This is a genomic window from Longimicrobium sp., from assembly GCF_036554565.1.
Classification (GTDB): Bacteria; Gemmatimonadota; Gemmatimonadetes; order Longimicrobiales; family Longimicrobiaceae; genus Longimicrobium.
Window position 1 is genome coordinate 1 of the sequence record NZ_DATBNB010000793.1, and the last position, 12,573, is coordinate 12,573.

Sequence of the window (12,573 nt, forward strand, 5' to 3'; positions counted from 1 at the left end):
TGGGGGTGGTGGCCGCCGTAGGTGAATCGTACGCGTGGGTGGCGCTGGTGCTGGGGATGGGCGGCGCGGGGCTGCTGTTCTGGTCCAGCCTGCTGCTGATCCTGGAAAGCCGCCTCGCCTACACCTCCGTGGTCGAGGAGATGGAGTTCGTCCGGGAGTTCGGCGCCCACTACGCCCCCGCGGGCCCCCCGTCCAACCTGGCGGCCCAGCGGCGGCGGCCTTGGAGGCGCCGCTAGGACTGCCGTCGACAGAAGCGACACGCGGCCTGCCGTGCCGGGCGAGCCGGGCCGCAGCGCGATCGAATTTTCCCCTCTCCCGCTCGCGGGAGAGGGGCCGGGGGAGAGGGCGGCCGAGGCATTCGCGAATCCCGTTCGGAGCGCACCGATCGATCCGGCCCTCGATCCCAACCATCAGCACCAGCACCCACGGCGCGCGCCGGGAAGCGGCTCCTCCCTTTGCCTTCGGGGTACGGAGGCGATACATTGGCGCGGCTTTCCCGCAAACACCGATACGGATGCATATCGTGGATAGATCGTCACTTACGCATACGGACACCTTCGTTCGCCGCCACGTGGGCCCCGGCGCCGACGAGATCGCGACGATGCTGCAGGCGCTGGGCTACGGCTCGCTCGACGAGCTGGTGGACGCCACCGTCCCCGCCTCCATCCGCCTGAAGCGGCCGCTGGCCTTGGGCCCGGAGCGCAGCGAGTACGAGATGCTGCGCGAGTTCAAGGCGCTGATGTCGCGCAACCGCGTGTTCCGCAGCTACCTGGGGATGGGCTACCACGACTGCATCACCCCGCCCGTCATCCAGCGCAACATCCTGGAAAACCCGGGCTGGTACACGCAGTACACGCCCTATCAGGCCGAGATCGCGCAGGGCCGCCTGGAGGCGCTGCTCAACTTCCAGACGATGGTGGTGGACCTCACCGGGCTCCCCATCGCCAACGCCTCGCTGCTGGACGAGGGCACCGCCGCGGCCGAGGCCATGGCCATGGCGTACGGCATCGCCGGGGCCGAGAACCGCAACACCTTCTTCGTCTCGCAGCTCTGCCATCCGCAGACCATCGAGGTGGTGAAGACGCGCGCCTGGGCCCGGGGCTTCGACATCGTCGTGGGCGACCACGAGACGTTCGACTTCACCCAGCCCGTGTTCGGCGTGCTCCTGCAGTATCCGGCCACGGACGGCGAGGTGATCGACTACCGCCCGTTCACGCAGCGCGCGCGCGAAGAGAACATCATCGTGGTCGCCGCGGCGGACCTGCTGTCGCTCGTCCTGCTCACCCCGCCGGGGGAGTGGGGGGCCGACATGGCGGTGGGGACCACGCAGCGCTTCGGCGTGCCGCTGGGGATGGGCGGGCCGCACGCGGCGTACTTCGCCTGCCGCGACGAGTACAAGCGCCAGATCCCCGGCCGCATCATCGGCGTGTCCACCGACGCGGACGGCAACCCGGCGCTGCGCATGGCGCTGCAGACGCGTGAGCAGCACATCCGCCGCGAAAAGGCCACGAGCAACATCTGCACGGCGCAGGTGCTGCTGGCGGTGATGGCTGGGATGTACGCCGTCTACCACGGCCCCCAGGGGCTGCGCGACATCGCCGAGCGCACGCACACCCTGGCCGAGCTGCTGGCGGCGGGTGCCGAGCGGCTGAACTACCGCATCGTCCACGACGTGTTCTTCGACACCGTGCGCATCGACGTGGGCACGCGGGTGGGCGGCATCCTGGCCGCCGCGCGCGACCGGGGCATCAACCTGCGCGGCTACGACGAGTCGTCCATCTGCGTGGCGGTGGACGAGACGACGGGCGTGGAAGACGTGGAAGAGGTGCTGATCGCGCTGAACCGCGGCTCGGCCCTGCCGTTCTCGGTGGACGAGCTGCTGGGCGGCCTGTCGTCGGGGATCGCGGACGGGTTCCTCCGGTCCAGCGCCATCCTCGGCCACCCGGTGTTCAACCGCTACCACTCCGAAACGGAGATGCTGCGGTACATCCGCTCGCTGGAAAGCCGCGACCTGTCGCTGACGCACAGCATGATCCCGCTGGGCTCGTGCACCATGAAGCTGAACGCCACCGTGGAGATGATGCCCGTCTCCTGGGCGGAGGTGGGGCGCATTCATCCGTTCGCCCCGCGCGAGCAGATCGAGGGCTACCTGGAGATGTTCCGCCAGCTGGAAAGCGATCTGGCCGAGATCACCGGCTTCCACTCCGTCTCGCTGCAGCCCAACGCCGGCTCGCAGGGCGAGTTCGCGGGGCTGCTGGTGATCCGCGAGTACCTGGAAGCCAAGGGGCAGGGCAAGCGCAACATCTGCCTGATCCCGCAGTCGGCGCACGGCACCAACCCCGCCTCGGCGGTGATGGCGGGGATGAAGGTGGTCGTCGTCGGCACCGACGCCAACGGCAACGTCGACGTGGCGGACCTGCGCAAGAAGGCCGACGAGCACGCCGACGACCTGGCCGCGCTGATGATCACCTATCCGTCCACGCACGGCGTGTTCGAAGAGGCCATCCGCGAAATCTGCGACATCGTGCACGGGCACGGCGGGCAGGTGTACATGGACGGCGCCAACATGAACGCGCAGGTGGGCCTCTGCCGCCCGGGCGACTTCGGCGCCGACGTGTGCCACCTGAACCTGCACAAGACGTTCTGCATCCCCCACGGGGGCGGCGGCCCGGGGATGGGGCCCATCTGCGTGGCGGAGCACCTGGCGCCCTTCCTTCCCGGCCACCCGGTGATCCCGGTGGGGCAGGGCGAGACGCGCACGATCTCGGCGGCGCCGTGGGGCAGCCCCAGCATCCTGCCCATCTCGTACATCTACATCAAGCTGATGGGCGCCGAGGGGCTGACGCACGCCACCAGGGTGGCCATCCTGAACGCCAACTACGTCGCCCGGCGGCTGCGAGAGCACTACCCGGTGCTGTACCAGGGCGCCAACGGCACGGTGGCGCACGAGTGCATCATCGACCTGCGCCAGCTGAAGGGGCCGTCGGGGGTGGAGGTGGAAGACGTGGCCAAGCGGCTGATGGACTACGGCTTCCACGCGCCCACCGTCTCGTTCCCCGTGGCGGGGACCATGATGATCGAGCCCACGGAGAGCGAGTCGCTGGCCGAGATCGACCGGTTCTGCGAGGCCATGATCAACATTCGCGAGGAGATCCGCGAGATCGAGCTGGGCATCCTGGACCGCCGCGACAACCCGCTGAAGCACGCGCCGCATACCGCGGCCGCCGTCGCGGGCGACGAGTGGGCGCACGGCTACGGCCGGCAGCGCGCGGCGTTCCCGCTGGCCTGGGTGCGCGACCGCAAGTTCTGGCCGGCCGTGGCGCGCGTGAACAACGCCGCCGGCGACCGCAACCTGGTGTGCAGCTGCCCCCCGGTAGACATGTACGCCCAGGTCTGACGAGACCCTCGTTTCTGGCCTGACGAAGAACCGCCGCCCCGGGCATCCCGGGGCGGCGGTTCTTGCATCCCGGGTGTCCCACGCGGTTTCCTGTGATTTCACCCGTCTACCGCGTCCGCCAGAGGCCGGCACGGGCGCTTCCCACGCGCCGTGCCGTCGGATGCCCGGATCGCGCGTTCACGGTGTTTCGCAGATTCGCGGCTCGGCGGAGCATGGTTTCCCGCCATCCCGCGCACGCGCTGGTTGACAAACGGCCGCCGAAGTGTGTACGTGATCCTTTTCTTTTCGGTGCGCCCCCCGCGCGCCGCGCGCCCACCCGCACCCCCACGGCACCCTGTGAACCGACTTCCCAACCACTGGCGGATGCTTTCCGCCGCGGCGCTCACCCTCGTGCTGGGTGCCTGCGCCGATCGCGACCCGACGGGCCCCTCGGCAGACGCCGGCGCGCCCTCGTTCAACGAGGTTTCGGCGCAGGCCTTCAACGGCAACATCCGCATCGGCGTGGTGCCCACCGCCACCACGGTGACGCTGGGCAGCGCGGCCGGGTGGACGATTACCGACAAGGGCAACGGCGCCACGCTCCTGTCGGGGGTGGGCGGGGTGCAGGCGACGGTCACGCTGCAGGCGGGAAGCGTAAGCGTCACGCGGTACCGCCTGCAGGTGATGTGCGGCACCGCCGCCGCGGTGAACGCGAAGAAGGCGCAGGCAGAGGCGCTGGGGCACGCCACGATGACGGAGGTGATCCCGGCCTGCACGCGCCTGTACCTGGGCGACTTCGCCTCGAACGCGGCCTTCGGCGTCCGGAACACCTACCGCAACCAGGTGATCGCGCAGGGGCTGGCCGCCAGCGACGCGTTCTGGAAGCTGGTGACCACCACCACGGGCATCACCCAGTACAAGGTGACCGCGGGCTCGCAGACGGCGCTGAGCAACGGGGCGGTGGGCTTCACCTCGTCCGACGGGCTGGTCACCATCGGCACGGCGCGCTACCGCGGCGTGGCCGAGGTGCGCCGCAACAGCGCGGGAACGCTGGCCGGCATCAACGAGGTGCACATCGAGGACTACCTGTACGGCGTGGTGCCGCGCGAGCTGCCGCCCACGGTATGGCCGGAGCTCGAGGCGCTCAAGGCGCAGGCCGTGGCGGCCCGCACCTACGCGCTCAGCGGCCTGGGCAAGCGCGCCGCCGACGGCTACGACCTGCTGCCCACCACCAGCGACCAGGTGTACGGCGGCTACAATGCCGAGCACCCGCTGAGCACGCAGGCGGTGGACGAGACGCGCGCCGTGGTCGCCACGCACGAAGGCAAGCTGATCGCGGCCCTGTTCAGCTCCACCAGCGGCGGCGTAACGGCCAACAACGAGGACGTGTACAACTCCGCGCCCATCGCGTACCTGCGCGGCGTGCGCGACCGCCAGCACGGCAATTCCGAGCACGTGCTAGACGAGATCCGCCGCAGCCCCAACGCCAACTCGCTGCGCGGCAAGAAGAACGGCGACTTCGAGTCCGACTGGTCGCGCTACCACCGCTGGAGCTTCGAGTGGACGGCGGAGGAGATTTCGCAGGTGGTCTCGCTGTACGCCGGGCAGGACGTGGGCAGGGTGACGGCGATCAACGTGCTGGAGCGCTCCAACAGCGGCCGCGTGAAGACCATCGAGTACGTGACCGAGGCGGGAACGTTCTACGACACCAAGGACCACATCCGCACCTCGCTCAAGTACATCAACGCCAGCGGCACGCCCACCAGCCTGCTGAGCACGCTCTTCATCATCGAGCCCGTGATCGACCGCAAGACGGGCGAGGTCGCCGGCTTCGAGGCGTTCGGCGGCGGCTGGGGCCACGGCGTGGGCCTGTGCCAGACGGGCGCCGTGGGGATGGCGGAAAAGGGCGCCACGTACGACGAGATCCTCAAGCACTACTACCAGGGCATCGACCTGGCCACCTGGTACTGAACCAGGGCAGCGACGGACGAACACCGTAAGGGCGCGGGGGATCTCCCCGCGCCCTTTGCGCATCATGCCGAGGACTGGGTCGCCGGGCCCGCGATGGGCGCCTAGATTCTGCTCCAGGCACACACCTGGGCCGTTGGACACGAGGAGACGGCGAATTGGCGGAAGCTGCGATCCATGAGGAGGCTGCGGGGATCACCCGCATCGACCACGGCTGGGGCGGGCCGGGGTTCATCGCGTCGTACCTGGTGGCGGACGGAGGCGACCTGGCGCTGGTGGAGGCCGGGCCGGCGTCCACGCTGGAAGCGCTGCTCGCGGGCGTCCGCGCCGCGGGTCACGATCCGGCGCGCCTCACGCACCTGCTCCTGACCCACGTGCACCTGGACCACGCCGCGGCCGCGGGCCAGCTCGCGCGGATCGCGCCCCAGGCGCGGATCTACGTCCACGGCCTGGGCGCGCCGCACCTGGAAGACCCGTCGCGCCTGCTGGCCAGCGCCGCCCGGCTGTACGGCGACCGCATGGACGAGATGTGGGGCACCATGCTCCCGCTGCCCCGCGGACGCATTCACGTTCCCGCGGACGGCGAGGCCATTCGCGTGGGCGGGCGCTCGCTGGTGGCGCTGCACACCCCGGGGCACGCCAGCCACCACCTGGCGTTCCACGACCCCGATGCGCGTCTGGTCTTTACGGGCGACGTGGCCGGCATCCGGCTGGACGGGGCGCCGCACGTGCGCCCGCCCACGCCCCCGCCGGACCTGGACACGCCCCGGTGGCTGGAGAGCATCGGCCGGCTGCGGGCGCTGCGCCCGGAGATGCTGCTGCTCACCCACTTCGGCGCCGTCGCGGATCCCGAGTGGCACCTGGACGACCTCGCCACGCGGCTTTCCGAGTGGACCCGCCGGGCCGGGGACACCACCGACCGCTCCGTGCTCGCCGCCGCACTCCACGCCGACGGTGACGCCCAGCTCCTCGCGGCGACCGGCGACGCGGCCCTCGTGCGCCGCTACGCAGAGTCGATCCCGTACGAGATGATGGCCGCCGGCCTGCTTCGGCAGGCGCATCCGCGGCGCTCCTCATCACGTCGGGACTGAATACTCGCCCACTGATACTCGCGATTTGAAAGTCTGGAAAAGAGAGCGCCTGCGGCAGGCTGCGTGAGGCGACGGCTCGGGAGATGAGCGACGCTCAGAAAGCGCGGGCGGGTTCGGGCAGGCCGGCACCATGCACAAGGCACCATCCGCCAGCAGCATTGCGTCAGAGGATCTTACGGCACGGCGCAACAGGCGCGTTGCGAAGCGACCAGCATGCCGCCGCGCGCGGGCCGGCGGCACAGGCGTACGAATCCTGCATCGGCATGCGTGGGGCGACGTTCGGCGGCAGCGGCTAAGTCGTGGGGGCGGCGGGACTTCGGCGCGGAACCGGTGCTGGCGGGGGGGTGTACCGGTTGCCCTGGCGCCCCGGGGAGGGTTCCCGCGGCGGACCGGGAGAAACAATGGGGCGGTGCCGGTGCTTGACAGGCGAAACGGTACTCTGCACCTTGTTCGGCGTACCCTGCCAGAAAGGGCTCGCGCGGCTGGTCTCCCGCAGGCGCGAGCGTTTGGTGCCGGCACCCGCGTCCGGGCCCGGGACGTGCGGTTTCGATCAGACGTTCGCTGTGTGGCGAGGCCGGGTGCGCGAGGTGCGCGAGCCGGCGGTCAGAAACAGGAGTGATCGTTCGTTCGAATCATCGGACGGAAGGAAATGCCGCCGGCGCGGCGCACTCAAGGATCCACGGGGAGGAGGGCAATGTTCAACAAGCTGGTGGCATCGGAAGGCCGCAAGAAGTCCGGCTTCTGGTCGCCCGCGAACCTGGCGATCTCGGCGATTCTGCACGTCGTGATCGTAGGCGGCCTGCTGGCTGCCGGCGTGGGAGCGGCAACCCACGAAAAGGAAAGCGAGGAGATCGTCGACCTCATGGACCTGGCCGAGGAAGAAAAGAAGGAGCCCGAACCCGAGAAGCCCAAGGAGCCGGAGCCGCCGCCACCCGAGCCGGAGCCCGAGGCTCCGCCCCCGGTGGTGAAGGGCTTCCAGACCCTGACGCCCCCGGAAGAGCCGCCCGCGACCATCGCGCCGCCGCCGCCGAACCAGACGGCGCTGAGCGAGGCAGACGTTTCCGGGATCGGGCAGGAAGGCGGCGTGGCAAAGGGCGTCGAGGGCGGCGTGCAGCAGAGCACGGTAGAGCGCCAGGCCCCGCCCGACGTGGGCACGTACGAGCTGTCGGCGGTAGAGGAGCAGCCCAGCATCAGCAACCGCCAGGAGCTGGTCCGGCAGCTGGAGCGCAACTACCCGCCGCTGCTGCGCGACGCAGGCGTGGTGGGCACGGTGCAGGTACGCTTCCGCGTCCTGGAGAACGGCACGGTCGACGTGCCCAGCATCCAGGTGACGAGCTCCACGCACGAGGGGTTCAACGACGCGAGCATCCGGTCGGTACAGCGGCTGCGCTTCCGCCCGGCCAAGGTGAACAACCGGCCGGTGAAGGTGTGGGTGGAGCTGCCCATCCAGTGGCAGACCTCGCGCTGAGCGCGCGACAACGCAGGGCGACGACGAGCGAATGGTGCGGCGCGGCCCACGGGGGCCGCGCCGGGAGAACGGAAGGATCACCCAACCTGGAAGGCGCAGGCGCGCTGAGGAGAACGTAGAACAATGGATATTGCGAAGATTTGGGCCGACACGGGCATGGTCAACCGTGGCATCGTGATCTTCCTCATCCTGATGAGCATCGCGTCGCTGACGGTGGCCATCTGGAAGTGGCTGCAGTTCCGCAAGATGGCGGTCGCCACCAAGCAGTTCGCCCCGGCCTTCTCGGCGGCGCTGGAGAGCGAGAACATCCCGGAGGCGCTGGCCCTGGCCGACCAGTACCCCAAGAGCCACGTGGCCCGCGTGCTGGGCGAGTCGCTTCGCGAGGTGGCCCCGCTGCTGGGCGACCCCCGCGCCGCCGGCGCCGCCATCGTGTCGTGCGAACGCTCCGTGGAGCGTGAGCAGATCCTGCTGGCCAACGAGCTGAAGAGCGGCCTGGGCGTGCTGGCCACCATCGGCTCCACCGCCCCGTTCGTGGGCCTTCTGGGCACCACGCTGGGCATCGTGAACTCGTTCATGGGCATGGCCGAAAAGGGCGGCGGCCTCGAGGCCGTGTCGGGCGGTATCGCCGAGGCGCTGATCGCCACGGCCATCGGCCTGGTGGCGGCCATCCCCGCGGTGTGGCTGTACAACTACTTCACGGCCAAGCTCGACACGCTGTTCTCGGAGCTGGCCTACGCCGGCCGCGAAATGATCGACTGGATGATGACGCGCCAGGCACGCCGTGAGCTCACGGGCGGCGCCTCCTCCTACGGAGACTAAACACCATGGCGGGTGGATCTTTCGGCGGCTCGCCGCTGCCACGGGTGGCGGGGATCACCTCTGAGGTGACCTCGGACATCAACGTGACGCCGATGATCGACGTGATGCTGGTGCTGCTGATCATCTTCATGGTGGTCACCCCGGCCCTGGGCTACGAGGCGAAGCTGCCCAAGGCCAAGACGGCGGCGCCCGAAAAGGAAGAGCGCATCACGCTGGGCATCGACAACAAGGGCAAGTACTACATCGAGGACGTCCCCAACCCGGGGCCGATCCCGCTGGCCGAGCTGGAGGGGCGCCTTCGCACGGAGTACCAGAAGCGCCCGGAGGACCACATCCTGTACCTGAAGGCCGACAACGGCGTGCAGTACGGGGTGGTCCTGAGCGCCATCGACGCGGCCCGCAACGCCGGGGTGCGCCGCATCGGCACCATCACCGAACTGCCCGAGGGCGCCAAGGTTACGCGCAAGTAGCCTTGCAGCGCCAAATCGTTCCCATCGGGCGGCCCCGCGAGGCCGCCCGATGGGGCGCCGACAACTGAGACGGAGGGGTTTGTCCCATGGCAATGGGAGTTGGCGGAAGCAAGGGCGGCTCGATGAGCGAGATCAACATGACGCCCATGATCGACGTGCTGCTGGTGCTGCTGATCATCTTCATGGTGGTGCAGCAGGGCCTTCAGCGCGGCCTGAGCGTTCAGGTGCCGCCGCCGAAGGAAAAGGAAGAGATTTCGCAGAAGCCGCCCGACGACGAGCAGATCGTGCTCGAAGTTCTGCCGGGTCCGGCGTACCAGGTCAACCGGCAGCCGGTGGAGGCCGCGAACCTGGAGTCGTTCCTGCGCGACGTGTTTGCGCAGCGTGCCCGCAAGGTGATCTTCGTCAAGGGCGCGGATGAGCTTTCGTACGGCGACGTGATCCGGGCCGTAGACGCCAGCCGCGCGGCCGACATCGCCATCGTGGGCCTGGTGCCGCGCGCGACGACCGGCCCGGCCACGGTAACGCCGGCGCAGTAATCCAGCGCGCTTCTTCCGCAAAACAGGACCGGCGGCCCGTCACTCTAGGGCCGCCGGTCCTGTTACTATCCCATATCTCTACTGCAGTTTCACGCAGAGGACGCAGAGGGAAAAGAGAGGACGCAGAGGGCTGCTACGGCCCCTCTGCGTCCTCTCCCTTTTCTCTGCGACCTCTGCGTGAAACGTTGTTGTCACTTCGCCACGGCGGCGGTGAAGTCGGGCTCGGGGGTGAAGTCTTCGCCTGGGTTGATGAAGCGGTCGTGCTCGAACGCGTACTGCCGGTCGTGCAGCTCGCGGTAGCGGCCGCCCAGCGCCATCAGCTGCGCGTGGCTGCCGCGCTCCACCACGGCGCCGTGTTCCAGCACCAGGATCTGGTCGGCACTGCGGATGGTGGACAGGCGGTGCGCGATTACGAAGCTGGTGCGGCCCTCGCGAAGCCGCCGCAGCCCTTCCTGGATCTTGTACTCGCTCTCGCTGTCGAGCGACGAGGTGGCTTCGTCCAGGATCAGGATCCGCGGGTCGGCCAGCAGCGCCCGCGCGATGGCGATGCGCTGGCGCTGGCCGCCGCTGAGCTTGATCCCCCGCTCGCCCACGATGGTTTCGTAGCCGTCGGGAAACGCCCGGATGAAGTCGTCGGCGTTGGCGATGCGGGCCACCTCCTCGACGTCGGCGCGGGTGGCGTCGGGACGGGCGAAGCGGATGTTGTCGGCCACGGTGCCGTCGAAGAGAAAGTTCTCCTGCAGCACCACGCCCAGCTGCGCGCGGTACTCCGCCAGCCGCAGCTGCGCCAGGTTCCGCCCGTCCACCAGCACGCGCCCCTGCGTGGGCCGGTTGAAGGCCATCACCAGGCTCACTAGCGTGCTCTTGCCCGAGCCGCTGCTCCCCACCAGCGCCGTGGTGGTTCCCGGGGGCGCGTCCAGGTCGATGCCCTTGAGCACCGGCTCGCCCGGGTTGTACTCGTACCACACGTCTTCCAGCCGCACGTGGCCCTGCAGGTGGCCCACCACGCCGCGGTCGTCGTCTTCCTGGTCTTCGGTCTTCATCTCCATCACCTCGCGGATGCGGTCCAGCCCCGCGAAGGCCTCGCTGACCTGCGTGCTGATGGAGGCGATCTGCACCACCGGCGCCGCCAGCAGCCCGGTGAAGAAGACGTACGCGAACAGGTCGCCCAGCGTCATCTGCCCGTCCAGGAGCGCCCGTCCCCCCAACAGGATCAGAGCCACGCTCACCAGCCCGATGACGATGATGGCGAACGAGCCCACCGCCGACACACCCGTGATGGACCGCGCGATGTTGCGGAACAGCCGGTGCGCGCCCCGGGTGAAGACGCGGTCCTCGCGCCGCTCGGTGCCGTACGCCTTGACCACGCGGATTCCGCCCAGCGTTTCCGTGAGCCGGCCGGTGACCTGGGCGTTGATCTCGCCGCGCTCCCGGAAGATGGGGCGGAGGCGCTTGAAGGTGGTGGTCATGGCGGCCGAGAACGCCGCCAGCACCACCATGATGGCCACGGTCAGCTGCCAGTTCAGGTAGAGCAGCGCGGCCAGCGCCAGCACCGCCGTGAACACCCCGCCCACCAGCTGCACGATGCCCGTGCCTACCAGGTTGCGGATGCCCTCGGCGTCGGTCATCACCCGCGACACCAGGACGCCCACCTGGGTGTTGTCGAAGTAGCGGATGGGCAGGCGCGTGATGTGGCGCTGCACGCGGCGCCGCATGCCGGTGATGGCGTGCTGGGCGGTGACGCTGATCACCTGCGACAGGGCGAACGAGGTGACGCCCTGCACCAGCGTGGCCGCCAGCACCGCGCCGGCCAGCGGCACCAGCAGGCTGCCGCGGCCCTTGCCCACCACCTCGTCGATCAGGTACTTGGAGCTGGCGGCCGGCACGAGCCCCGCCAGGCGGCTGACGACCATCAGCGCCAGCCCGATTCCCAGGTACCGGCGGTGCTGCCACATCAGGGCGCGCGCCTCGCGCCAGGCCGCGGCCGAGCGCAGGGCGTTCTGTTTCTTGGTCTTGGTATCGGTCACGTTCGGATTCCCGGAGTCGTTCGGTCGCCCGCGGCCACGGGGCCGCGGGGTGCCTCGAGGGGCGCGGCGACGGCCGGCGCGCCGGTCTGGTCCAGCTGCGCCACGGCGCGCTCCACCTGCGCCGGCCGCAGCCGCCGCACGAGCACGACGGTGGTGAGGGTGGCCGCGATGGCCAAGGCGCCCACGGCCGGGTAGCCCCTGATGGGCGCGTTGCTGCCGCCGCCGCCGGTGATCATCAGCCCGCCCACGGAGGCCGCCAGCCCGGCGGCACCCTGCTGCACCGACGAGTTGAGGCTCATGAAGCTTCCCCGCCGCGCGGGGTGCACCACCCCCGTCACCAGCGCGGTGGCGCTGATCATTCGCCCCGACGCCATGATCATCATCAGCGTGGTGACGGTGAGGATCACCCACAGCGGCGAAACGGGAAGATTGGTGACCACCGCGATGGGCACGATGCTTCCCACGGCCACCCAGGCGAAGACGCGCGCGTGGCCGTAGCGGTCGGCCAGCGGGCCGAACACCGCCGGGCCGGTGACCAGCGTGGCCAGGCCGCCGGCGAAGTAGATCAGGTCCAGCTTGTTCTCGGGCATTCCCACGTTGCCCACCAGGTAGGGGCTGAGGAACGGCACCACCGTAAAGGCCGAGAACATGATGGCCGTCGTCAGCGTGAACGCCTTGACGTGCTCGGGGTCGCGGGCCACCTGCACCAGGTCGCGGAACACGTTCCCTTCGCGGCGGTGCGCCAGGTGGGCGTTCATGGGCGGCAGCAGCCAGGTGCCCAGCACCAGGATCACCCCCGTCACCCCGGACAGCACCAG

9 protein-coding genes and 1 pseudogene are annotated in these 12,573 nt (G+C 69.6%); 8 read left to right on the top strand and 2 right to left on the bottom strand.

Features of this window, described 5'->3' with window-relative positions:
- The 8 genes and pseudogenes from VIB55_RS22290 to VIB55_RS22325 form a co-directional block, all read left to right on the top strand.
- A pseudogene (locus VIB55_RS22290) lies at positions 1-236 on the top strand (hypothetical protein); the annotation flags it as partial.
- A gap of 278 nt (positions 237-514) precedes the next feature.
- Entirely contained in the window at positions 515-3,397 is a 2,883-nt protein-coding gene (gcvP, locus tag VIB55_RS22295; RefSeq protein ID WP_349263066.1) for an aminomethyl-transferring glycine dehydrogenase, read from the top strand.
- 336 nt (positions 3,398-3,733) lie between these two features.
- The gene (locus VIB55_RS22300; RefSeq protein WP_331878883.1) at positions 3,734-5,347 is read left to right on the top strand and encodes a SpoIID/LytB domain-containing protein; all 1,614 of its coding nucleotides are present in this window, start codon (positions 3,734-3,736) and stop codon (positions 5,345-5,347) included.
- A gap of 155 nt (positions 5,348-5,502) precedes the next feature.
- On the top strand, positions 5,503-6,435 hold the full coding sequence (locus tag VIB55_RS22305; RefSeq protein WP_331878884.1) for an MBL fold metallo-hydrolase: 933 nt from the start codon (positions 5,503-5,505) through the stop codon (positions 6,433-6,435).
- 694 nt (positions 6,436-7,129) lie between these two features.
- Complete coding sequence (locus VIB55_RS22310) at positions 7,130-7,903, top strand: TonB family protein (protein WP_331878885.1); 774 nt, start codon at positions 7,130-7,132, stop codon at positions 7,901-7,903.
- Between the two features lie 123 nt (positions 7,904-8,026).
- Entirely contained in the window at positions 8,027-8,722 is a 696-nt protein-coding gene (locus VIB55_RS22315; RefSeq protein WP_331021001.1) for a MotA/TolQ/ExbB proton channel family protein, read from the top strand.
- Between the two features lie 5 nt (positions 8,723-8,727).
- A complete protein-coding gene (locus VIB55_RS22320; RefSeq protein ID WP_331878886.1) occupies positions 8,728-9,192 on the top strand; it encodes a biopolymer transporter ExbD in 465 nt (154 codons plus the stop codon).
- A gap of 86 nt (positions 9,193-9,278) precedes the next feature.
- A complete protein-coding gene (locus VIB55_RS22325) occupies positions 9,279-9,728 on the top strand; it encodes a biopolymer transporter ExbD (RefSeq protein ID WP_331878887.1) in 450 nt (149 codons plus the stop codon).
- Between the two features lie 191 nt (positions 9,729-9,919).
- Here VIB55_RS22325 and VIB55_RS22330 read toward each other — a convergent pair whose 3' ends face one another.
- Positions 9,920-11,755 (bottom strand): ABC transporter ATP-binding protein, encoded by a 1,836-nt coding sequence (locus tag VIB55_RS22330; RefSeq protein ID WP_331878888.1) that lies wholly within the window; start codon positions 11,753-11,755, stop codon positions 9,920-9,922.
- The coding region (locus VIB55_RS22335; RefSeq protein WP_331878889.1) for an MFS transporter at positions 11,752-12,573 on the bottom strand (822 nt) is incomplete at its 5' end. The genes VIB55_RS22330 and VIB55_RS22335, both read right to left, overlap by 4 nt.